23 protein-coding genes are annotated in these 23,247 nt (G+C 58.2%); 8 read left to right on the top strand and 15 right to left on the bottom strand.

Going from position 1 to position 23,247, the window contains the following annotated elements; all coding sequences use genetic code 11:
- Positions 1–3: 3 nt before the first annotated feature.
- Positions 4–1,611, bottom strand: a complete 1,608-nt coding sequence (locus N6L25_RS02535; protein WP_271977505.1) for a GMC family oxidoreductase — start codon at positions 1,609–1,611, stop codon at positions 4–6.
- A gap of 57 nt (positions 1,612–1,668) precedes the next feature.
- On the bottom strand, positions 1,669–2,364 hold the full coding sequence (locus N6L25_RS02530) for an OmpW/AlkL family protein (protein WP_271977502.1): 696 nt from the start codon (positions 2,362–2,364) through the stop codon (positions 1,669–1,671).
- A gap of 131 nt (positions 2,365–2,495) precedes the next feature.
- On the opposite strand from N6L25_RS02530, the gene N6L25_RS02525 reads away from it, so the two are divergent.
- Positions 2,496–3,542, top strand: a complete 1,047-nt coding sequence (locus tag N6L25_RS02525; protein WP_271977500.1) for an AraC family transcriptional regulator — start codon at positions 2,496–2,498, stop codon at positions 3,540–3,542.
- Positions 3,543–3,744: 202 nt separating this feature from the next.
- Here the strand turns inward: N6L25_RS02525 and N6L25_RS02520 are convergent, their stop codons facing one another.
- Both N6L25_RS02520 and N6L25_RS02515 read right to left on the bottom strand, forming a co-directional pair.
- Entirely contained in the window at positions 3,745–4,308 is a 564-nt protein-coding gene (locus N6L25_RS02520) for a cyclic nucleotide-binding domain-containing protein (protein WP_271977498.1), read from the bottom strand.
- 210 nt (positions 4,309–4,518) lie between these two features.
- On the bottom strand, positions 4,519–4,971 hold the full coding sequence (locus N6L25_RS02515) for an SRPBCC family protein (protein WP_271977496.1): 453 nt from the start codon (positions 4,969–4,971) through the stop codon (positions 4,519–4,521).
- A gap of 469 nt (positions 4,972–5,440) precedes the next feature.
- On the opposite strand from N6L25_RS02515, the gene N6L25_RS02510 reads away from it, so the two are divergent.
- On the top strand, positions 5,441–6,748 hold the full coding sequence (locus N6L25_RS02510; protein WP_271977494.1) for a fibronectin type III domain-containing protein: 1,308 nt from the start codon (positions 5,441–5,443) through the stop codon (positions 6,746–6,748).
- 265 nt (positions 6,749–7,013) lie between these two features.
- On the opposite strand, the gene N6L25_RS02505 is transcribed toward N6L25_RS02510, so the two are convergent.
- A complete protein-coding gene (locus N6L25_RS02505) occupies positions 7,014–8,657 on the bottom strand; it encodes a cation:proton antiporter (protein WP_271977492.1) in 1,644 nt (547 codons plus the stop codon).
- Between the two features lie 125 nt (positions 8,658–8,782).
- On the opposite strand from N6L25_RS02505, the gene N6L25_RS02500 reads away from it, so the two are divergent.
- A complete protein-coding gene (locus N6L25_RS02500) occupies positions 8,783–9,526 on the top strand; it encodes a class I SAM-dependent DNA methyltransferase (protein WP_271977491.1) in 744 nt (247 codons plus the stop codon).
- Between the two features lie 42 nt (positions 9,527–9,568).
- On the opposite strand, the gene N6L25_RS02495 is transcribed toward N6L25_RS02500, so the two are convergent.
- Positions 9,569–9,985, bottom strand: coding sequence for a PilZ domain-containing protein (locus N6L25_RS02495; protein WP_271977489.1), 417 nt, complete (start codon positions 9,983–9,985; stop codon positions 9,569–9,571).
- A gap of 143 nt (positions 9,986–10,128) precedes the next feature.
- On the opposite strand from N6L25_RS02495, the gene N6L25_RS02490 reads away from it, so the two are divergent.
- Positions 10,129–11,100 (top strand): ribonuclease Z, encoded by a 972-nt coding sequence (locus N6L25_RS02490; protein ID WP_271977487.1) that lies wholly within the window; start codon positions 10,129–10,131, stop codon positions 11,098–11,100.
- A 70-nt stretch (positions 11,101–11,170) separates the two neighbouring features.
- Here N6L25_RS02490 and N6L25_RS02485 read toward each other — a convergent pair whose 3' ends face one another.
- The 5 genes from N6L25_RS02485 to N6L25_RS02465 form a co-directional block, all read right to left on the bottom strand.
- Entirely contained in the window at positions 11,171–12,934 is a 1,764-nt protein-coding gene (locus N6L25_RS02485) for a BamA/TamA family outer membrane protein (protein ID WP_271977485.1), read from the bottom strand.
- 767 nt (positions 12,935–13,701) lie between these two features.
- On the bottom strand, positions 13,702–14,193 hold the full coding sequence (locus tag N6L25_RS02480) for a hypothetical protein (RefSeq protein ID WP_271977483.1): 492 nt from the start codon (positions 14,191–14,193) through the stop codon (positions 13,702–13,704).
- 2 nt (positions 14,194–14,195) lie between these two features.
- Positions 14,196–14,678 (bottom strand): hypothetical protein, encoded by a 483-nt coding sequence (locus N6L25_RS02475; protein WP_271977481.1) that lies wholly within the window; start codon positions 14,676–14,678, stop codon positions 14,196–14,198.
- 104 nt (positions 14,679–14,782) lie between these two features.
- On the bottom strand, positions 14,783–15,025 hold the full coding sequence (locus N6L25_RS02470; protein ID WP_271977479.1) for a Rho-binding antiterminator: 243 nt from the start codon (positions 15,023–15,025) through the stop codon (positions 14,783–14,785).
- A gap of 142 nt (positions 15,026–15,167) precedes the next feature.
- The gene (locus tag N6L25_RS02465) at positions 15,168–16,325 is read right to left on the bottom strand and encodes an alkane 1-monooxygenase (protein ID WP_271977477.1); all 1,158 of its coding nucleotides are present in this window, start codon (positions 16,323–16,325) and stop codon (positions 15,168–15,170) included.
- Positions 16,326–16,460: 135 nt separating this feature from the next.
- On the opposite strand from N6L25_RS02465, the gene N6L25_RS02460 reads away from it, so the two are divergent.
- Together N6L25_RS02460 and N6L25_RS02455 are read left to right on the top strand one after the other, a co-directional pair.
- Positions 16,461–17,462 (top strand): helix-turn-helix transcriptional regulator, encoded by a 1,002-nt coding sequence (locus N6L25_RS02460; RefSeq protein ID WP_271977475.1) that lies wholly within the window; start codon positions 16,461–16,463, stop codon positions 17,460–17,462.
- A gap of 144 nt (positions 17,463–17,606) precedes the next feature.
- Complete coding sequence (locus N6L25_RS02455) at positions 17,607–17,978, top strand: VOC family protein (protein WP_271977473.1); 372 nt, start codon at positions 17,607–17,609, stop codon at positions 17,976–17,978.
- A gap of 89 nt (positions 17,979–18,067) precedes the next feature.
- Here N6L25_RS02455 and N6L25_RS02450 read toward each other — a convergent pair whose 3' ends face one another.
- Positions 18,068–18,535 carry a GFA family protein gene (locus tag N6L25_RS02450; RefSeq protein WP_271977471.1) on the bottom strand — a complete coding sequence of 156 codons (468 nt, stop codon included), beginning with the start codon at positions 18,533–18,535 and terminating at the stop codon, positions 18,068–18,070.
- A gap of 236 nt (positions 18,536–18,771) precedes the next feature.
- Positions 18,772–19,485, bottom strand: a complete 714-nt coding sequence (locus N6L25_RS02445; protein WP_271977468.1) for a DJ-1/PfpI family protein — start codon at positions 19,483–19,485, stop codon at positions 18,772–18,774.
- A gap of 83 nt (positions 19,486–19,568) precedes the next feature.
- Here N6L25_RS02445 and N6L25_RS02440 point away from each other — a divergent pair, with 83 nt between their 5' ends.
- Complete coding sequence (locus N6L25_RS02440; RefSeq protein WP_271977466.1) at positions 19,569–20,384, top strand: AraC family transcriptional regulator; 816 nt, start codon at positions 19,569–19,571, stop codon at positions 20,382–20,384.
- A 102-nt stretch (positions 20,385–20,486) separates the two neighbouring features.
- Here N6L25_RS02440 and N6L25_RS02435 read toward each other — a convergent pair whose 3' ends face one another.
- Both N6L25_RS02435 and N6L25_RS02430 read right to left on the bottom strand, forming a co-directional pair.
- Positions 20,487–20,669: a hypothetical protein gene (locus tag N6L25_RS02435; RefSeq protein WP_271977464.1), complete on the bottom strand. Its 183-nt coding sequence runs from the start codon at positions 20,667–20,669 to the stop codon at positions 20,487–20,489.
- 76 nt (positions 20,670–20,745) lie between these two features.
- A complete protein-coding gene (locus tag N6L25_RS02430; RefSeq protein WP_271977462.1) occupies positions 20,746–21,213 on the bottom strand; it encodes a GFA family protein in 468 nt (155 codons plus the stop codon).
- A gap of 462 nt (positions 21,214–21,675) precedes the next feature.
- Here N6L25_RS02430 and N6L25_RS02425 point away from each other — a divergent pair, with 462 nt between their 5' ends.
- Positions 21,676–23,202 carry an alpha/beta hydrolase family protein gene (locus N6L25_RS02425; RefSeq protein ID WP_271977460.1) on the top strand — a complete coding sequence of 509 codons (1,527 nt, stop codon included), beginning with the start codon at positions 21,676–21,678 and terminating at the stop codon, positions 23,200–23,202.
- The last annotated feature ends 45 nt before the right edge of the window (positions 23,203–23,247 follow it).

The following is a 23,247-nucleotide window of genomic DNA, read 5'->3' as shown; positions in this document are numbered from 1 at the left end:
GGCTCAAGCCCTCCTGGCATCTTGTTGGATCATGTCGGCAGCCTTTTCGCCAATCATGATTGCTGGCGCATTGGTGTTACCACCCACCAGCGTCGGCATGATCGACGCATCGACAACCCGCAGCCCCGGAACGCCGTGGACGCTCAGGCGGTCGTCAACCACGGCAAGGGGGTCCGTGCCCATTTTGCAGGTGCCGACCGGATGGTATTGGGTATCCGCCCGATTGCGGATGTCCTGCTCAACGGCTTCACGGTCTTGCTGATCCAGTCGATACAACGACCTGCCGCGATAGGGCTGCAGAGCCGCCCCATCCAGTATGCTGCGTTGAATATCGGCGCCACGGAGCATGACGTCCATGTCCTCCGGATCAGCGAAGAAGTTGGTATCGATCAATGGGGCGTCACCGGGATCGGTGCTGGCCAGGCGGACCGAGCCCCTGCTCTTGGGGCGCAGCAGGGTCAGGTGGCAACTGAAGCCATGGCCCAGCCGAAGTTTTCTGGCATGGTCGTCCACGATGGCGCGCACGAAGATCAACTGCAGATCAGGCCGTGACAGTTCCGGGGTGCTCTTCAGGAACGCCCCGGACTCGGCAAATGGCGAGGTCACCAGGCCTTTGCGCTCCCGTTGCCATTGCCGCATGGCCTTCAAGAACTTGAAACTGAACGGCACAGAGGTACCGAAGGTGTCGGTAGCGGTGCTGGTGCGGTAGCTGAAGACATAGTCAATGTGATCCTGCAGGTTGTTCCCGACACCAGGCAACGCCTTTTGCACGGCAATACCGTGTTTTCTCAGCTCCGGTTCCGGGCCTATGCCCGAAAGCATGAGAAGCTGCGGCGAACCGAAACTGCCCGCGCTGAGGATGACTTCCCGTTGCGCCGTCAGGTCAACGGACTTTCCGGCCAGCTTGAGCCTGACACCCACTGCCCGCCCCGACGCCAACAGCACTTTTTCGACCAGTGCCTTGGTGATCACCGTCAAATTTGCTCGGCTCAAGTGAGGCGTGAGGTACGCCTTGGCGGCGCTGCAGCGCTCGCCGTTGCGTTGCGTCACCTGATACATGAATGCCCCTTCCTGATCCTCGCCGTTGTAGTCAGGGTTGTAGGGGACGCCATGCTGTTTGGCCGACTCGATGAACGCCCTGTTCAGTACACTTGGACAGGCAACATCGGCAACATTCATTGGTCCTTGCCGGCCGTGGAAGGGATTGTCGAACGTTTCATTGGACTCCGATTTAATGAAATACGGCAGCACGTCCTCGTAGGCCCAACCGCGATTCCCCAGCTCTGCCCAGTGATCATAGTCACTTCGATGCCCCCTGACGTACAGCATGGCATTGATGGAACTGGACCCGCCCAGGGTTTTACCACGCGGCTGGTAACCGCGACGCCCATTCAGGCCCGGCTGGGGGACGGTTTTAAAGGCCCAGTTGTTGATACGGGTTGGCATCATGGCAACCACGCCCGCTGGCGCGTGGATCAACACGCTCTTGTCCGGGCCTCCAGCTTCCACCAGACAGACCCTGGTATTCGGATCTTCCGACAGGCGACTGGCGACAACGCATCCGGCGGATCCGCCACCGACAACAATGTAATCGAAGGAATTGTTATGCATAACGTTCACAGCACTTTTCTCTCTTCTGAAAGCTGGCCAATACGATGCCGGCAAAAATTAAAAGTGGTATCCCAGAGTGACTGAGAAAACGTCCGGGTCGGCGTCCACGTCGATGGAGCGCCTCACGTCACCGAGCCCAGGCGTGTGGGTGGTGACCTCAGCGGTCGTACTGACCCAGTACCGCGAATAGGACACGCCAGCGCTCCAGCGATCGGCCAGCGGAAACTCTGCGCCCAGCTTGACGACCGCACCGGCTGCGTCCTCAAGTTCGGCGTCGCTGGCGGTGCCGCCAAAGGCTCGGGTGTAGGCCGGTGTCACCGCTTCTTCGGAAAACCAGGTGTAATTAAGGCCGGCCCCAACGTACGGCTTGATCCAGTGAAAATCGAAGTTGTAGGCAATCAGAAGAGCGGGAAACCAGGCTTTGACGCTACCCACCTTGCCCAAGGCCGCAGCGGCACCATCGCCCTCCATCTCAATGGTGGGCGGCGTTCCGGCCTGGGCCACCAAGGACCACGCTTTCGACAGTCGATACTCGTAAACCAACGCCAAGGTAGCGGTGTCCCGTACCGCAACCGTCACGCCCGGTGGGGTCGTACCCGGCGGTCCTGCCAGCTCTCCGGAATCAACATTGAACCGAATGTCGGCGTATCCGATGCGAACGATGTGGTCTGTGTCTGTGTCGGCCTCGCCAGCCAGCGCCGGGACACCAACAAATGGAAACGCCATGGCAAGCGCCAAAGGAAGCTTTTTCATCTCCGAACCTCATAGTTATTGTTGTGTGGTGTAGCAGTGAGCCTATGTTGGCGAGGTTGGCGAGGTCGGACGAGGTTGAAATGTGTCAGTATGGGGGTTAATTTCTGCCACCTGGAGACAGGGAGTTAAGCATGCGCGGAAAGGTAAAAGGCTCCTACGGCCACAAACTCGACGTACAACAGCACAGCACGTTGGGACTGGCGGCACTGGTGAAGGAAATGGAAACCCAGGACGTTCCTGCCGCGGCGCTGCTGGAAGGGACGGGGCTGTCGCTCGCAATGCTCAATGAACCGGACACCAGAATATCCCACCAGCAAAAAATTCTGATCTTCAAGAACATGCACCAGCGTATGCGCGAACCGGACAGCGGGTTGCGTGCCGGCCAGCGCCAACGAATCAGTGATTTCGGGATATACGGCTATGCCCTGCAGAGCTGCAGCACCTTCGGCCAGGCGGTCGACTTCGGCATCAGGCACGTTCGCCTGATGGGGCCGGTGTTCGAAAAGGCCTTCCACGTTGAAGGCGACGAAGGCGTTTTTTGCGGGCGGCAGCTGATGGAGCTCGGCGAGTTACTGCCCCTGGCCACCGAGTTCTGGTTATCGTCGATCCAGGCACTGGTCAACTTCATCCTTGAAGACCGCTTCCCGGCCCGAAGCCTGCGTCTCCCCTATCCAGCCCCCGATTACTGGCATCGTTACCAGGAGGTCTTTCGTTGTCCGGTAAGCTTTAACTGTGACGTTATGGAGTGGCGCTTTGACGCCGAGATTCTGAACGCCGACTGCCCCAACGCGAATCCGATCACCGCAGCCTTGACCGCTGACCTCTGCCGCCAACTGCTGGCAAACCTACCCGAGGAATCCTCTCTGATCGAACAGATACGGTTGGCGTGCCTCAATCATCGAGGCAGGTTTCCCGCGGCGGACGTTTTCGCGGAACAAGTAGGGCTATCAACGCGGACGCTCCACCGGCAGCTGGCCAGTGAAAACAAAACCTATCAAGGGGTGCTGGACGAGATTCGCTGCAGCCTGGCCAAACAGTTCCTCGATCAGCCGGACCTGCCGGTGGAGGTCGTTTCCGCTCAGGTGGGATTCTCTGAGGCGGCAAATTTCCGAAAGGCTTTCAAGCGCTGGACGGGGCTGACGCCCAGTGAGTATCGGCAGAGTAAACGCTCCGGCTGATTCTGCCGCGTTTCCTGGTCGTCACTCCGTTGCTGGAACCGCCGATCTCCCTCTATCCGGCGGGTGGTCCGGCTCAGCACCCGCCCCGGGCAGGCCTGAATTGAGGCGGGCCCGCCGTCGATGCGACCATGAACGCCAGGAGCCTCAATGCCCGCTCAGCCCGTCCTACTGATCCGGGGAACCGGCTTCATTGATCGGGGCCTTAGGTGTCGTGGGACGGCTTTGACGAGGGGGGAGCCATCTGCCGCCGGCTTTCAAGCTCCATCAAATAGGCTTTATGGAGCTGATGCTCCTGTTCCGCCATCACCGTCGCCATGCTGATGATGGCCCGCGCCATACCGCGAGTGAGATTGAGCAGCATCAGGCCGAAGGCATCGGGTTCATCCTGATGCAGTTGAAAAAACTGATCGACGCGGATTTCCAGAACCACCGATGCCTCCTCGGCACTGGTGCGAGCAGGCCGATCCCTGAGTGCGATCATGGGAACGAAGCCCATGTCTTCGCCCGGCTCATGGCAACGGGCGATGGCCCAACCGCCATCCGAGCGAGGCATGATGGTGTTCATTTTGCCGCTCAACACAATATAGAAAGCGTCGCTACGCTCACGGACGTTGTACAGCAGCTCTCCGGCGTCGAGCTGGATCACCCGACCGTCGAGCAACAGACGCCGCACCACCTCATCCGGTAGCGCTCCGAAGGTGGAGAGTTCATGAAAATACGCCGGTCCCTGCGCCTCCCAGTATTCCCGAGCATCCAGTTCGCGCATGCCGCTGCCACTCGATTGGTAAAGGAGCCTCGGAATAACCCCGAATCGTCTCTGCGCGTTGCGTCATCAAGACGCGCCTTGCTGGTGAATGGCTCTGAATGCCGGAGAGGACCCGAAGTTATTCATAGGCGCCTGTACGATTATTTCAGTATAGACGCCCCCGCAGATCCGGCCCGGCCGTCCCGCCCTGGGAGACTTGATCCGCTTCACTCACTCCTCGTCCGGGATCTCCGGGTCCACCAGCAAGGCCAGCAGGTTGAGCGATTCCTGCCAGCCCTGATAACAGAACTCCACTGGAATGGCCTCCGGCAGCCCTTCCTGAACCACGGTCAATTCTGTGCCGCAAAGTACCGGCTTAAGGGAGACGGTCACCTGCATTTGGCCGGGCAGGTTAGGATCATCGAACTGGTCCGTGTAGCGAATCAGCTCACCGGGTTTCAATTCGACATAACGACCGCCAAACGCGTGTTGCTTACCGGTACTGAAATTGGTGAATGACATGCGGTAGCCCCCGCCCACACGGGCGTCCATTTCGTCCACCTTGCCGGTGAACCCATGGGGCGGCAGCCATTTCACCATGGCCTCAGGATCGGTAAAGGCGCGGTATACGCGCTCGGGAGTACCACGCAGAACACGGTGCAGTCGAATGGTATTGCCAGGCATAAGACTCTCCTTTTGAAGGTATGAACGCCGTCCATCATGAACGCGTCGTAGATTAGTCGAATACCGGCTACCGACTTCGACATCAAAGCGATTGATCACCTCGCCTGAACAACCGAACTCACGCCTCGCCGTCAAAATTTGAACAGGACAGCCGGCGCAGCCACCGGCCTGCCCCGGTTTCGCGGCTCAGCCCGTCGATTTCACTGTTTAATTTTGTAAGGCCCCGCCGGCTGAACTGCCCGGCTCCGCCGATCGGGAATCGGCTCTTTGCATGCGAACCCTTTTAAAACAGAGAATTACTCAAAACACACTACCCGCCACAGCGTAACAATTGGTCTCAGCATGCATCTTCAGGTAACCGTCAAATTGCTGACGATCGCCGCCCGAAAAACCCTGAACCAGGCCGCATCCAGCCGGCCACAGCAGCCTTATGATGGACCGGAACTTAACGATTATTTGGCGGATAACCATGTCTATTTTCGACAACAAATTGGCAAAACACGGTCTTTGGGTCCTGCCAGCGGTGGCCTTGCTGACCGGTTGCGGTGGAGGTGGCGATGGCAGCGATGCCTCAGCACCAGGCTCAACCGAAGCGACGGTGGACATTGCCGGCGCCGCCGTGAAAGGCGTGATTCAGCAAGGACTGGTGTCCGCCAAACGCCTGGTTGCCGATAAGAACGGCCATTACCGTCCGCAACGCCAGTCCACCAAACCGGTACGGACCGCAGCCGATGGCAGCTACGAGCTGCAATTGCGCGGCAAAGCCGATGGCTGGGCCCTGGTGGAGCTTGTGGCAGACAGCGATACTCGGATGATCTGCGACGTGGTTCCCCAGTGCGACCAGGCCGGCGCGGCCCCGGTTGCCTTTGGTCAACCCCTGCCTCTGGACCACAACTTCGTGCTGAGTGGCGCCGGCGATCTGACCACGGAAACCGTCTACCTGACCCCCCTGACCCACATGGCCGTCACCCTGGCGGAGCGCAGTGGCAACGGACTGTCAGCCGAGGCGCTGTCCAGCGCTTACGCAACAGTGGAAGACTGGTTCGGCCTGAGTGCTGGCGCGTTGCGCCTGGCGCCACCGGATCTGACCCGGCTCGATGACATGAGCGATGTCTCGGCCGATGCCATGCAGGTCGCCATTGCCAACGCCGCCTTCCTGGCATTGGTGAACGACAATCCACAGTGGCACAGCATTTCCGATGTCCTCAACGACATGACGGTGCAGGTCACTGACACCGGCCGGCTCAGTGTGACCGGTGACGGCACCGATGTGGCGCTGGCCGATCTGGTGACCGCCGCCGCCATCCAGGCGTCCGAGCTGCAGACCCTGGCGGAGTCCAGCCTGGTGAGCCAGAAGCTGGCGGTGGTGGAGTCTCGCAACGTGCAGCGCTTCCAGACCCTTGCCGACGTGTATGGCGACACCAATACCGACGTGGCGGACAGCGGCGACAGCACTGACGACACCACCAACGACAGCTCCACCGGTGGAGGTAGCGCCGACAATAGCGTTCCAGCCAACGCTGCCCTGCTGAGCTGGACCGCGCCGCTGACCCGCGTCGACGGCGAAAGCCTCGCCATGGGCGAGATCGCCGGCTTTGAAGTAGCCTACGGCATCAACGCCGAAAACCTGGACCAGACCCTGGCCATCGGCGATGGCTCGGTGGACGAGCTGCTGGTGGACGAACTCACCACCGGCACCTGGTACTTCGCCATCCGCACCCTGGACACCGAGGGCAATCGCAGCGAATTGTCCGAGGTGGTTTACAAACAGATCTAAGCCGGCGTAAATAGGCTCCAGGCAGGGGGGGATGGTTGCATTGACCTACCCCCTTTCCCTGATTCCTGATTCCTGATTCCTGATTCCTGATTCCTGATTCCTGGTTCCTGGTTCCTGATGCACCAGATCACCAAACGAGGAACCATGGAATTCACCTTTCCAGGCAGCTCCGCCGAGCAAGTGGCACGCCCCACATTGACCATTTGGCGTCTGAAGCCAACCAATATTACCGGGGCTTACAGTTCCTTACCCGAGTTTTCAATACCTACTCTTCGGATTCAGCATCGGCCAGGATTAGGTCAGCGGCTTCCTTAGCGGCATCCGAGTATGGAATCAACACCAGGTCTACACCAGCCTGCTCGAATCTGATCGCATCTCTAGGACTGGAACAGGCAACGGCGACCTTGCCACGATATCCTTGCTGTCTCAGGCCATGGAGCAAACTATTGTTGATGCCACTATCGCGAATGGTGCTGACCACCCAGCGGGTCTCAGTCAACGGCAGTGTAGCCACAAACTCGGGGTCCTCCGCATCACCGTAATGCACCATGTAGCCATCACGCACATGCCGCTGCACCGCAGTGGGATCGAAATCCACGGCCAACATGCGGCAACCCCGTTCACGCAGGTTCGCCGCCAGCGCCGCGCCGTATCTGCCAAGGCCAATCAACAGCGCATCTACCCTGGCAGAAGGATTTAACTGGCTGTCTAGCTCCCGGTGGGGAACCTTGCGCTCAAATATGGACAACCAGGGCGCAAGTCGCTCGTACAGCGGATGGGAATAAAGGATCATGTAAGTGGAGACGCTGATGGTGATCAGGCCGACCAAGGTGATGAGACCAAGCGTCTCCTGTTGCAGATGCCCCAGACTTAGCCCAAGCGACGCCAGGATCAGCGAAAACTCACTGATCTGGGCGACCGTGAGACCGGCCAGGAAACCAGTCCGTTTCCGGTATCCCATATACCCCATGATGCCCATAACGATGAGCGGATTGCCCACCAACACGAACAGCGAAAAGATCACCGAAGCCCCCAATTGGGCTCCTAGCGTGCCCAGGTTCAGACTCGCTCCCAACTCAATAAAAAAGAACAGCAGCAGGAAATCGCGCAAGCTGACCAGACGCGCAGCCACTTGCTCCCGGTACGGTGTGGAGGCGATGGAAACCCCCGCGAGGAACGCCCCCACCTCCTTGCTGAAACCGAGCACCTCCCCTGCCACGGCACCCAACACCGCCCAGGCAATGGCAAACAACATCAGCAGTTCAGACGAGCGTGCCAGCCGGTGCAGCAAGCGCGGCAGTACGTAATGCATCAGCAACGCTACGGTCAGGAGGAAGGCCCCGCCCTTGAGCAGGATCTTCAAGGCCTCCCTGCTCATACTGACATCATCACCGGCCTGCCCGAACGCTGTCAGGCCAATCATGACCAGAACCACAACGATGTCCTGCACGATCAGGAATCCCACCGCGATCCGACCGTGCAGGGAATCCACCTCCCGCTTGTCCGACAGCAACTTGACGATGATGATCGTACTGGAAAAAGTGAGCGCCACCGCGACATAGATCGCCGTGACCTGCGACATCCCCAGCAGCAAGGCGATCAGGTAGCCCACCACGGAAGTAAAGAACACCTGCCCCAATCCGGACGCCAATGCCACTGGGCCAACTGTGCGGATAATATGGACGTCGAGCTTCAGGCCGACCACGAACAGGAGCAGGGCGATACCGAGGCGAGCAAACAGCTCGATCTCCGACCTGAGCGACACCATGCCAATCGCAGACGGGCCAAGCAGGATTCCAACCGCAATAAACGCAACGATCAGAGGTTGACGTAGCAGCTGGGCAGCACCTCCTGCGGCGGCCGCCAAGCCAACAATGACCCCAATCTGTACGAACACGCTGTCAAACATGACACCATGCATTCCGGCCTTCAGCTATAGCCAGTATAGTCTCCCTCATCAGGCTTCCCGTCACTGATCATTTGCTATACGATACGCCACCCTCAGAAATTGCCCGCCCGTCGCGCCAGGTCCCCATGTCTTCGAATGCCTTATACACCGACTTGTCGGGCTATTACGACCTGATGTGCGCGGATATCGACTACGCCACGCAAAGCTCTGGCGTGCGCAGGCTCCACCAGCTGTTCGGCCCCGGCGGCAACCACCATCTGGATCTGGCCTGCGGCACCGCGCCCCATATTCGCCACTTTATCGACTACGGCTACCGCAGCCATGGCCTGGATATCAACCAGCCGATGCTGGACATCGCCCAGCGACGCTGTCCCGAGGCGCAGTTCAGCTGTCAGGACATGTGCGACTTCCAGTTCGAACAGCCGTTCGACCTGATTACCTGTTTTCTCTACTCCATTCACTACAGTGACGGCATCGACAAACTCAACGCCTGCATCCGCAGTGCCCACCGCGCGCTGAGTCCCAACGGCGTGTTCTGCTTCAACGCCGTGGACAAGAACAAGATCGACAACAGCCGCTCTGTCGCTCACACCGTACAGCATGACGACAGCCACTTCGTGTTCCAGTCCGGCTGGCACTATGGCGGCCAGGGTGAGAGGCAGTCCCTGCGCCTCAGCATCCAGAAAACCCATCAGGGGGTCACCCAGTCATGGCTGGACGAACATGCCATGGTGGCGCTGGGCTTCGAGGACTTCCGCCACCTGCTGGTGCCCTACTTTGACGTTCACATCTTCGAGCACGACTACGAGCGCATCGTGCCCTGGGACCAGCGCTCCGGAAACGCCCTGTTCGTCTGCGTGAAGACCTGACACCGCCAAAGCGGGCAGCCCCCAGCCCAAAGAAGCCTCTGATTAACCCGCAAAGACCCTCGCAAACTCACTGCCATAGCGGGCTATCCATTCTCGCGCTGCGGTCTCGCTGTCCAGTTCACGCCCATCCCGTTTGAGCTCCTGGCGATAGTGTTCTATCTGGCAGACCTGCTCAACCATTTTGCTTTTGAAGGATTCGGTATCATCACGGAACTGGATCCCGATTCGGTAGCCATCGGAACAGGGGTTGCACCTGACCACCTGCCCCGAGAACCGATAATCCGGTTGAAGTGAAGGGATGCCCATGGCCACCGCAGCACCCGACGGAAGCTCTCGCCGGAGACTGCAGGCCAGCCCGCCCTGGCTGATGTCGCACAGACTGGCCTCATCGCCATTGGCGCTGTCCATGGAGAAAACAAGAATTGGAAAACCGGTTGGGTGACGTATAAAGCGTCGCATGCTTCGTCCTCCCTTGCCTGTTGCACCAGACTATGGAAACAATGGCATAGGTTTCGCCTTTCAGCAAAATTGGCGAGCCTGGGACAGGCCCGATTGCGAGACGAGAAACTCTGGCCTTCAAGAAACACGGGACCTCGAAAACCATGGAATTCACCTTTCTGGGCACCTCCGCCGGAACGCCGACAAAGTTGCGCAACGTGACCGGCCTGGCCCTGTGCCCTTCCGGCCCCAAGCCCTGGTATCTGGTGGATTGCGGCGAAGGCACCCAACACCAGCTGCTGCACACCCGCTACTCCGTCATGCAACTGCGGGCGGTGTTCATCACCCATATCCACGGCGATCACACCTTCGGCCTGCCGGGGTTGCTGTCGAGCGCCTCCATGCTGGGTCGCACGGAACCGCTCGATGTCATCGCCCCCATTCAGGTACAACGTTTCATCAACGCCGTAATTGAAAACAGCGATTCCAGCCTCAGCTATCCCTTGAACTTCATCGATTCCGAGAAGCCGGAATTCCACTGGCAGGATGAACACGTCGGGGTGACCAACGTGGCATTGTCCCATCGCGTCTCCTGCCGTGCTTATGTGTTCACCGAACGGAATCTGGAGCGACAGCTGTTACAGGACAAGCTAAGGGCGGACGGTATAGAACCGGGGCCGAGCTGGGGCGAGTTGCAAAACGGCAAGGACGTACAGCTGGATGACGGCCGCCTGCTCAGGAGTGACGACTACACCCGGGTTCCACGGGTCGCCCGCCGCCTGATCGTGGCCGGAGACAACGACACCCCGGAGCTGCTGACCGAGGCCAGCAAAGGCAGCCATGTACTGATTCACGAGGCCACCTACACCCAGGAAGTGGCCGACCGGGTCGGCCCCTGGCCCCAGCACAGCTCCGCCAGGCAAGTTGCCCGCTTCGCCCAGCAGGCCCACCTGCCCAACCTGGTACTGACTCACTTCAGTTCCCGCTACCAGAGCGAACCCGGCGGCACGCCCCACATCGACCAAGTGGCCGCCGAAGCCCGGCAGCAGTATCAGGGCCGGCTGTTCCTGGCCCGGGACTTCGACACCTACCGGCTGGAGAAGGATCTGTCGCTGAGCCGGCTGACCGGGGACTAAGCGTCAAAACCTTCCGATTCCGACTTCATTCACAAAACTCGGCGACGATCCGGAGTAACCCAGTGTCCCGCTAAAACTCGGCCCTCCCCCGCAACAACACCTGCACGGAGTCGATGCTGTCGTCGCCGTTCAGCGGAAAGGCGAAATCCAGGTGCAATATCCTCTGGACTTCAATTCGACTCGACGCCAGCCTCAACCCAAAGCCCAGGTCCGTCAGCACCCCGTCGTCCGGGCCGTTGTTGCGGCCGTCATGAAACCAGGCTCGCCCCACGTCGGTGAACAGCACGCCGCCGAGGCGAAACAGCTTGAACGGGTACCAAGGCGGGAAATAACGCCGCTCCAGGGTCCACAGCACACGTCGGTTGCCCTGCTGATACTCACTGGGGTAACCCCGCAGACCGTTGTCGCCGCCGATGAGCAGCGTCTGGTCCGCGGTCAGGTTGTAAGCGGCGGTGAAGGACAGCTGGGTATACCAGCTGTTCCAGTGCACGGAGCCACCATGGAAGTACTCCACATCGAGCGTGCCCTGGAGATTCTCAAAACGATCTTCGTCGAGCCGATAGTTGCCACGCTGGCCGACGCCGTAACGTGCAAAGCTCGTTTCGGTGGCCAGCAGCGCATCCTCGAAGTCCATTCCGAGCACGACGCGGTCCTCGGTGGCGCCGAGCCCGGTGGGCGAGTATCCCAGCTCAGTGCGCCACACGAAGCCATCCCGCACGTCTTCAACCCGCTGCAGTCGGGTCAGGTTCACCATTTCGCGGAACCGGTTCTCCCGGTAATCGAATCCGATCCAGGGGTAACTCAGGGTGCGGTCCGTCGGCAGAACGTCCAACGCCGGCTCGTCCGGCAGGCGAGTAAACTCCAGCGCCTCGTACCGGTAGCCTGTCAGCAACCGGAGTTGGCGCTCACCCCGCTCCGCCAGACGCCAGCCCACATCGACGCTGACGCTTTCGAGGCTGCGACGGTAATCCGCGATGGCCTCCGCGCCGACAAAGCGGGACTCCTCGCGCTCATCGTCTTCAGCACTGAGCCCGGCCCGCCAGCTGGCCGCCTCGCGGTAGAAAGGACGCTGCACATAGACCCTGCGGCCATGGCCGTCGCTGCGGTCATCGAAGGCAAAGCCGCTTTGCCAGCGGGAGCCGAGTACGTTGGGATCGTCGTAGAACACACTGGTTTCGGTACGGTCGGGATCCCGGCGGTAGCCAATCCCCACGTTCTTACCCGACCCCAGAAAATTCGGGTCGGAGATCCCGGTGTTAGCAGTGTTCTCACCACCGGAGCGCGAGGCTCCCACGCTGGGCAGCAGTGTCCAGGTGTCCCGCACCAGAACGCTCACCTCCAGCTCTTGCCCGCAGATACGGGTCACGCCAACCCAGGCCGCCGTCAGGTACTCTCGCTCACGGAGAAGGCGTTCGGACTCGGCGAGCAGCTCCGGCTGGTACCGATCGCCCTCCCGGAACAGCAGCTGGGCACGCAGCGCCGATTCCCAGGTGGGTGTATTGAGGGCGTTCAGTGCCCGGTACAACACGTTGTCCTGCTGCGGGTCACTAAGGTCAAAGATGGGACGGCGAACGATACGAATATCGCCGATACGAGCCCCTTGCGGAATCACAAGATCACTCTGCCGCGTGAGCAGATTGCGGGGCTGGTCCAGGTCAATGGCCTCCGGCTGCACCTCGCTGGCGATGCAGTCGTCCAGGTGTGGTTGGGCGGCCAGCCACGGGCTGAGCAGGGAGAAGGCAAGCACACGAGGAAGGTGGCCGAGGACGTTGACGCAGCCGTGTCTCCAGCGCGCCCAGGCGCCCGACTTGTCGATGGTTGCGATGCGGGTCATGGTCAGCCCCCGGATACAGCGATTCAGCCCGATCCGTTCTAAGGAGCCTCTGAATAGCTCCGGATCATCTCTGGCTTTCAGAGCCATTCACATTCAAGACGCGACTTTTTAGGCATGTCTGGACTTGGCAGTAATGTCAGGACCTTGCAAAAAGTCGCAACGCGAAGTGTGGATGGCTCAGAATGCCCCGCAGGACGCGCTCTTTAGGCTGCATCTGCGGCGTTGCGGCTCTTGCCAAGGCCAAGTTCTTTGTCAAAACAGGGCCATTGGCTGCGAACCGCGCCTTACTGCTACAGCCTTCTGAGCGCACAGAGACAACCCCGAGCTATTCAGAGGCTCCCTAAGCCAACTATAGAACGAAAAGGTACGCTGGGGGCTTGTATTGGGGTCAGCTAGCGGTGAGGGGGGATACGCCAGTCACCCACCAGACTCACCCAGACCTTATCTACCCGGTCTGGCGATATTAAATCCCAGCTCAGACAAGACGAACCGCGCCCCCTCATCCACCCAGACGACATAGCCCTGCCCGGCCAGCTGATGGACGGCAGCGTCCGCGATTCCGAGGCTCCGCAGGCACCCCAAACCAGCCGTCAGATCGAAGATTTGGTCGTTCAAGGCCAACCGGTTACGGACATGTTCCGATTCAAACTCAGCCACAAGACAGCGGAGCAATCGGGCCAGTTTGATCTTCGATGGCCCTGGGTTTTCGGGTCGCGCTGGAGTTCCAGGTAATTCCGGCATGTTAATGGATGCTCGTTACGGGGCCGTCAAACCAGGTCATTCCAGGGTGTTTCAACCGCGGCCATCAAAATACCGGCTTCAAACACAAACTCCAGGCAATCCCCGGCCTCGGGCCAGCGAGGGTCACCCTTGCAGCCCACCAGCCTGCCGGTGTAATCGAGGGGCATGTCCACATCGGAATACAGCATGTAGCTGCCACTGATGGGTTCTGGAGTTACCCCATTCAAAGCCGGCAGAGGTGCCGGTTCAAGTTCGCCGAGAATCCGCAGCGGATCGTCCGGCGGCAACTCCCTATCAGCCGGCCGTTTGCGGGGCCGCGACCAGCCAACACTCAGTGACGACAAGCAAAGGCGCTTGCCCACAACTTCGAAACCCGCGACATACCCGGACCAATTGGACGAGCAGAGACTGTGTGGCTCGATGCCGTAATCCCAGGGAGAGAACAACCCGGGATTGGCTCTGACAATATCGTAGCCGATACCATTTACCCGTATGCCATCAAGCGCCTGATCTGTCATTGTTAGACGCCCTGTGCCGTGCCACATGGAGACGACAACCCCGACCGGCTCTTGCCCAGCAGCCGGAAGCCTTCGTCTGTGATCTCATAGAAATACGTGTAGAACCAATCAGGAATCTGCCGGGCCCCTTCCCTGTCGATGGGGTTGACGATCAGGAGCCTGCTGTCGAGCTCAAAGCAAACCCCATTCGCCGCTCCGCCATCGCCCGGATAAAACACCGCGCCAGTCTCGACATTGATCGCCGCAACGCGCTGGCATTGGGTTCCACACCCCCAATAAGTAAGCACGTACTTTCCCGCAAAGTTCGCGGGTGCGCCCACCATCCTGCTCAGGAACATCTCATCGACGAACTCGGTAGATGGCGGGATGATCCGCACAACAACCACCGATGAAATATGGGAAACCGTGTATTCCTCAAATACCGGCTCCCCTGCCTGCGCTCTGGCAGCAAGCAGCACACACAGCCCTATCAACACGAATCTCATGTCCGTTCGCCCTTATGCATCCGTGGAATGCCCGTCAGTGTAGTTTCATCCACCCGGTTTTAGTATCGAGGGGCGCTTAGCCAAGCGGGAAAAGGCAACGACCATCAATCAAACTGCACCGACCGGAAATGAGGATTCTCCGTCAGGGCTTCCATGGCCGCCAATGAGGTCAGTGGCAATACCCGTTGGCCGGACTCGGTGGCCAGGCACAGGCACTCTTCTTTCCGGTCGTTGTAGCAGGTGTCCACCGCCTGGCCGGCGCACTGCTCCCCCGTGCGCAAGGTGAGGCGTACCGGCAGCCGAAAGGTGCAGGCAATTTCAATGTAGTCCTGTTGATCGCAGTGCATCTATCTAATGCTCCCCAAGCTTCGGCAGCCCTAACTCGCCGCCTATGCCGTACATTTTAGCGGCTGGCTAACGCCTGGAAAGGGGGTGAATTTATTAAACATCGATCTGAGTTAGTGGCCCATCGCTCACCCCCTTTTTCTCTCATGACCCTCTACCAGCCTGAACGCTCCTTTCAAAATCCCCGGCCGACAGCTGCCATTCCTCGCCCTGATAATAGGACCGCACCCGCGGGTTCATGACCCGAAACCAGAGTGGCGGAATCAGCGCTAGCACATACATGCCAGCGTACCCGGTCGGCAGTTGCGGGGCGCCGTCGTAGTGTCGCAACACCTGGTAGCGCCGGCCAGGGAAGGCATGGTGGTCCGAGTGCCGCTGCAAGTGAAACAGCCCCAGGTTGGTAATCAGATAGTTACTGTTCCAGGAATGGGCGGGGGTGGTGCGCTCGTATCGGCCGTTTGCCAGCTTCCGTCGGTGCAACCCGTAGTGCTCCACGTAATTGATGATTTCCAGCGTGGTGAAACTCATCCAGCTCACCCCCAGATAGAACACCAGTCCGGCCCAGCCAAACAGCCCGAAGGCCGCCAGCGCAAAGCCGACGCTGATGGCGTTCCACCAGATCAGCTCATTGCGCCAATGCAGTGCCGGCAAGCCCCGACGGGACAGACGCTCGGCCTCCAACCTCCAGGCACTGAGAAAATTGTGAAGGTAGGCCCGCGGCAGAAAGTGATAGAGACTCTGACCGTACCGGGACGATGACGCATCCTCAGGCGTGGAGACCGTGACGTGATGCCCCCGGACATGCTCAACCTTGAACCCCGCATAGCAAACAGAGGCATACAGCAAGCCACCCGCGCCCCGCTCCAGGCGACTGCGGCGATGGATCAGCTCGTGGCCAACGTTGATTGAGAGAATGGCACTGACGATCCCGCAAGACAGTATCCACCCTACCTGCCCCGCCAACGAGAACCGATCCGTGGTGACAAACACCCAGGCGCCGAACGCCAGCACCGCCAGTTGCGCCGGCACCGCCATCAAGGTCAAGAAGGCGTACCAACGTTGTTGGGACAGCGCCTCGACCTCGGACTCAGACGGGTTGGAGCTGTCCTTGCCAACCAGGTGATCAACGATCGGTAGAATTCCGAAGATCACGAACAGCGGCCACCACGCATACAGATTCCAATACTCGGTAGATTGCATGTTCAGCCAGGCGTTGTAAGGCAACAGCGCCACCGCAAACACCAACAGGAACAAGCCCTTCTTTAACGTAATCATGACTCGCGAAGGCAACCAGGAAACCATACATCCCTCCATCAGCAAACGTTGTGTTCGTCCGTTCACTGTGCGCGTAATCACCGAGGTACGCAGGTTGGAAATTGACAGACTGTTGTCATTTTCAGACACTGACAAACACCTTGAAAACAAGAAGGCGTTACCATGAACACGCCACCGCTGTTTGCGCCAACCGCTGCCCGCTACGTCTACAGTCTACGCCAGTTGCTGCACCAGGCAGGCGAGCCCGTGGATAACCTGCTGGACGGCACCGGTGTTCAGGCCGAAGCGCTACAACGTCCGGGTCAGTTTGTTCACCATGACGCGCTCGACCGCTTTCTGCTGAACATTGAGCAACAAACCCGAATTACTCTGCCGGGCCTGTTACTGGGTCACCACCTCAACATTAGCGCACACGGTGCCGTGGGCTATGCCGGCCTGACCACGCCCAATGCAGGCAGGGCCATCGAAGTCGCCGCTCGCTATTTCCCGCTCATCACCTCACTCGTAAAGCTGGACCTTCATCACACCAGCCAATGCCTTCAACTGCAGGTCATTCCCGCAGCCGGCATTTCGTCACGCGCAGAACAGTTTGTGGTGCATACCCTGCTCGCCAGCTTCGACGTCATGGGCCGCTTTCTGGTCGGGGATCTTGAGCTGCGGGTGGCGCTGACGTTCCCGGAACAGGAGGCACTGAACCAGCGGCTCAGCCCGGCCATTCGCCACATTGCCTTCAATCAGCCCTGCGCCAGCTTCACGATCCCCAAGGCACGGCTCGATATCCCCTTTGCGCTCGCCGATCAAACCGCCCACGCCCAGGCAATCAAGCAGTGTGAGAGCGAACTCAAGACGTTGAACGGCCAGAAAAGCCTGGCGGGAACACTGCGCCAACTGCTGGTCGCGGGCCCGCCGGCGGACCAGGAAACGATCGCCGCCCAGCTCGGCATGTCTTCCCGCACCCTCCATCGGCGACTGCAACGCGATGGCGTCAGCTTCCGCGACCTGGTACAACAAGCGCGCATTCAGCAGGCCAAACACTACCTGACATACGAACGGCTCAGTGTCACCGAAACAGCCTACCGCCTGGGTTACCAGGACTCCGCCAACTTCACCCGGTCGTTTCGTAACGCGACGGGGATGACACCTTCGGAGTTTTCGAAAAAGTAGATCCAGGAGTATCGGGCTCGAGCGACTGTCATTTTTCACCTCATAACTGTCAGTTACCACACTCCCCCAGTTACCAGGAAGCGCCTAACCTGACTTGGCGATATCGGGCAGCTGAATGCTCATCAACCACCAGCGAGGAACAACATGATTGGATACGTGACCATCGGTGTTAGCGATTTGGGGAACGCCAAGAACTTCTATACAGATTTGCTGAGCGATCTGGGCGCCAAGGTTCTGCTGGACATGGGACGCATCGCCTTTATCGGTAAAAGCATGGCCAAGCCCATGCTGGCGATCTGCACACCCTATGACGGCGAGCCTAACCTCCCCGGCAACGGCAATATGGTGGCGCTTCAGGCGGGCTCAAAAGAGGCTGTGGACAGGTTATACCAAAAAGCCATCGAGCTGGGCGCCAGCTGTGCTGGCAAGCCGGGACAACGCATTCCCAATCAATTCTACGGCGCTTACGTACGCGATCCGGACGGCAACAAACTGGCGTTTTTCCAGTTCGGATAACCGGCCCGGACCAACCTTTCACGCCGGACTCGATGCTCCGTCGCTGGCGCGAAGCATCTGGCAAGGTTCCAGGCCATGATCGGGCTTACCTACCGATCACTGGACCGCAGGGCCGTCACCAGACGCCGCCCGAAGGCCAGCTGGCTGCTGAGGTAACCGTTGTATTTGGGCAGATTGTCCTGCACATCTTCGACGCGACGATCATAGAAGATGTGCAATGAGGGCTCGGGAATCAGGTCAGAATCCAGGATGTTCGCGGTTGGAACAATGACCAGTTCCGGCATGGGAAACAGATGAAAATACTCGATCGCCGGTTTGTGGCAATGGCCGCATTTGCCCCGTTGCAACACCGGTGGTGAGCGATAGCTCTTGAGTTCGACCAGCGCCGGGTCCGGCTTCGCCACGTCTTTGGCGCGAAAGATAGTGATGTCTGCATAGCCCGCCTGATTGAAGGCCTGGCAGATGGTGCAATGGCAGAAACCACGCAACAGAGCTTTGCCCTTAAGGCTGAAGCGAGTGCTCGCACAGGGGCACTGCGCGTTAGGGTGATCGTTCATTCCAGTTCAACCTGTTGAATGATGACTATGGACCAGGATACAAGCCGATGGCGTTTGCCGTGCAAGCAGATGGTATTCAGAAAACCGAGACAGATCTACTGCTTGCATTTTGAACGAAAAGACTCGACGACTCGCCTTCGATATCAGGTTGTCGCGAGCGTTGGCGCTGATCGCGGTGATACTGCTCATCGGCGGTTTGTTTTGGACCGTTCATCAGTACAACAAACTTCGGCAACCTAGTCTTCAAGACCGTATTTGGTGATCTCCGACCAGGGAATCAGGCGGTTGAGCTGAATGGTTTCAAATACTTCCTTCGCATTGCTTTCGCCACTCATAAGCGCCAGCAGCACCAGCGCGCCCTGGTAGGACGGCACGCCGCCATTGCTGGTGATCCGATTGCGATCAACGACGACATTACGATCAAAAACCACGTCGATGTTCGGAAACTCGCGCTGCAAGCCGGACTCTCCGCCAGCCCAGGTGGTGGCACGATAGCCATCCAGCAGGCCGGCGTGGGCATAGAGAAAGGCCCCGGAACAGTTACTCGCTAACCACTCCACCCTGGTAGCCTGATCTTGCATGAATCGGGTTAGATCCTCGTTCTCGAACAGCCAGTCCATCTCGTAAGCGCTGTTCACGATCAATACGTCCAGATCAAGGTCATCGTAGATGTTGGCATCCACAGCGAGGGTCACACCCTCTTCGGTCGTTACCGTTGCCGTTCGTTCAACATTGATCAGTACCACGTCGTAATCTGAGAACCAAGCCTTACGCGAGGCGACGCCAAACACTTCGGCTGGCGCAATTACATCGCTTGTGAGCACCTCATCGTAAACAAGAACACCAATTTTCTTGTCGGCGGCGTTGGCTGATGAGTTCCACCCTGTAAAAATAACGAGAGCCAATAAAAGCGTGATCGTTTGCCGTGAGAACATTTCCTTTAACTCCATAATGTTTACGTGAATCACAGGCACCCTAACATCACCCGCATTACCCTGGCTTGTATAAAACCGACAGGTCTCGAGAGGCACCGATGGATTTACCGTCATTCGCAATTGCGCCGCCAGCCCCGGCCTTACAACATCTGGTTCGGAATTACTGGAGAATCGACGCACGACACCTGGGCTCGCTGGCTCGCGACGATCTGATGCCGATTGAGGGCGGTAGCGGATGGATTCTGGTGATTGATGGCCAGCTTGATTTCGCGACGGGTAGCTGCAGCCATGGAGGCGTCTTTGATGCATCAACGGGAACAAGCAATCGATTACTGGGCGTCGACCAGGCCGACGTGATCGGCATTCGGTTTCAACCGGGCGCCCAGGCTCGCTTTTCTCAATTACCCGCCACTGAGTACCTAAATACCCACATACCCCTTGCTGGTGCCGGAGTGGCTACGCAAGCCATTCTAAAATCGCTCAACATTACCAACTGTTGGCAAGATCGAGTGTCACTTCTTGACCAATGGCTGCTAGGCCTGGTTCAAGCCCCGACAGAGCGCCACACTGTCCTGCAGAGTGTGGTTAATTTGATTCTCGAACGGTCGACCCCGCTGCCCATCAGCACGCTTTGCCAAGCCAGCGGATGGTCTGAGCGATACCTGCAACGCCACTTCAGTTCTGAGGTTGGCTTGAGTACTCAGCGACTGGGGAAAATAGCCAGAGCCAATGTGGCCCTCAGGGCGATCAAAAGGGGTAGCCACAACCGAATCAACCTCAGCCATGTAGCCATTGATCACGGCTACTTTGATCACGCTCATATGACCCGGGATTTTCGCCAGTTATTTGGTATTGCCCCCTCATCACTGATTACCCCGCCCACACTGTCTGCCCGCCCCCCGGAATTGTCATGACCGGCAACGGGTGCGCGAGGAGGCAATGATCAGGACATCCCCGGTCGGCCTTCAATCAAACTGCACGATACCCGCTGGCCTGAGCCGGTGGCCAGTTGATTGCTACGCATGTGCCTCACGCGCCCCAGGCTCAGACAGTCCTGAGAGATTGATAATGCCGTCCATCTCCTGTTTATAGACCTTGTACTTCGGCCATGCCCACAACGCCAGCAAAATGAGGCCGATGAAGATCGCCACCAGAAATACCAAACTTCCAAATGCGATTGCCTGCCGGTTGGGGTGCATCGACTCTCCCTGAACATAATTGAAAAAAAACATTCTAGAATCAAAACTCTGCGCGAGCCCAACTTTTTCGCCTGGATTACCGACCACGCCTCCACAGGGCCATCACCAGCTGTTGCCCGAAGGCAAGCTGGCTGCGGAGGTAACCGCTGTATTTGGGCAGGTTGTCCTGAATATCCTCAACACGACGATTGTAGAAGATGTGCAGCGATGGCTCAGGAATCAGGGCAGAATCCAGGATGTTGGCGGTTGGAACAATGACCAGTTCCGGCATGGGAAACAGGTGAAAATATTCGATGGCCGGTTTGTGGCAATGGGAGCACTTGCCCCGCTGCAACACCGGTGGTGAGCGATAGCTCTTGAAATCAACCAGCGCCGGGTCTGGCTTCGTCACATCCTTGGCACGGAAGACGGTAATGTCGGCATACCCCGACTGATTGAAGGCCTGGCAGATGGTGCAATGACAAAAGCCACGCATCAGAGCCTTGCCTTGCAGGCTGAACTGAGTGCTCGCACAGGGGCACTGTGCGTTAAGAGAGTCATTCATACCGTTTCAACCTTTTGTCGGTGATGGCAATGGATGGACCAAAAAATCAGTTTCACTAAAAGCTGGCCCTGTCCTTCATGCGCTTGTCCTCGGCCTCGCGTAGCGTCCGCTCCTGATCCAGTTCGGCCTGGTTCTCATTGGTCCAAGGGGGCGTGCGTGCCATGGTGACTGCCAAACAAACTCAGAGACAAGGCACCATTAAACACCAAATCATTACGTTCGCTGTAGATCATTACCTTCGCTGTCGGCGTATGGCGGCGACCGCCGCTCTCGCCACCCGTACCATAAATGCCGACCACAAAATGTGACGCCTGGCACAAAGTGCCACGGAAACTAGCTAAATTCCGGATTATAGTGGCCCAGCAATACTTGACAAGGCATCACGAACCATTCGGGCACCGTTGCTTAATAGGGGAATCTGGCTGTCATCAACCTCAATAATCAACAATAAAGAGTTCGAATATGAAGACGATAAACAAGAACAACTTGCTCAGGAACATACTAATAGCTAGCTTCCTACTGGTCCTAATGACCGGATGTGGTACCGATTCCGAGGATACAAATACAACTCAACTACAACCAATTGAGCCTGAAGAAGCGACTGACACTGAAGAACAAACCGAACCGGAAGAACCTACCGAGCCCGAAGAACCCGTGACGGTTTCAGCGTGTCGAGCCGCTACGTACCCGTCACCAGAATGGGATAAGTGTGAGGAGCAAAACTTTGCACTTGCCACCGAGGCCGGCCCACGGCAACTCCTGGATGTCGAATTTCAAGCTGCCCTCATCGAGGAAGGTATAAAAAGCACCCTCGCATTTACTGAGCGCCTACTTACAGACCCTTTCTGGAACAGTACGTTGAACTTGTGCGGTTCCATCATTCCCCACTGCGCTGGCGATCCGTTCCGTCACCCAGGATCGGACGACTGGTACGACACAGTCGGGGTGTTTTTCCCTGTTAACTTCTACGATAACGAAGGTGCCCGCCTTAGTGGTCGGGTATGGGCTCCCAAAGAAACCATACCGGGCAAGACCTATCCGGCCGTGGTCATTCTGAATGGCTCAGTGCAAGCCCCCGAAACACTTTACTGGTGGGCGGCGCAACTGTTGGTCGAAAATGGGTATCTGGTCATGACCTTTGACCCACGGGGCCAAGGTTATTCAGACAGTTCAACCCCAGACGGTGAGTTGGGTAGCAACGCCAATCCCGTGGTATTTCGACGCAACCTGATTGACGCCATTGACTTCTTCTACTCAACCCCGGATGAACCTTACCCACACAACCTACCTGGGGCACCAGGCCCTATATCTGACTTTAACTTAGCCAACACCACTGAGTTCAACCCAATATTCGAACTGCTGGATCGAGGACGGTTAGGGATAGCTGGGCACTCGATGGGAGCGATTGCCGTTTCTGTAGTGCAGGGCGAGACGGATTGGAAGGGAACGATGCATGCGAGCAACCCCATAAAAGCGGCGGTCGCGTGGGATAACTTAATGCTGGAGGATAATCTCGATGGCATAAGTGTTACCCCACGGGTGCCATCGATGGGGCAGGCGGGGGATTATTTTTTATTGCCTTCGCCCCACAGGGAACCGCCCACAGAGAACAAGAACGCCGGCGTTGACTTGTGGAGAGATAGTGGTGTCGACACCTTCCAGGTGAATATTCGTAGCGCAACCCATTACGATTGGAGCCTGGTTCACCCATTCCCTTCATCTTACTGGGAGGCTGGCAAGGTGATTGCGGCAGATGGTAGCGATAATGGCAGCGGCTGGGCCAATCCTGTGGCGCAATATTACACGCTGGCCTGGTTTGACCGTTACATGAAGCTACCCGGTGAACAAGGGTACGACAATGCCGACGCACGATTGCTCAATGACAGCATTTTCAGGGACCGCTTAAGCTGGTACTTCCCGAGCAAGAGAGCCTTCAGGGATCGAAATGGAAAAATGCATAGTTGTGAATACATGGCCTTGGGGTGCTAGTTCGCATTGTTCATCGGACTCAGGGGTCAGGTAACTACATCCACA

This window comes from Marinobacter sp. SS21 (genome assembly GCF_028369065.1).
In the GTDB taxonomy this organism is placed as follows: Bacteria; Pseudomonadota; Gammaproteobacteria; order Pseudomonadales; family Oleiphilaceae; genus Marinobacter.
This window is presented reverse-complemented; position numbering and strand designations above follow the sequence as displayed.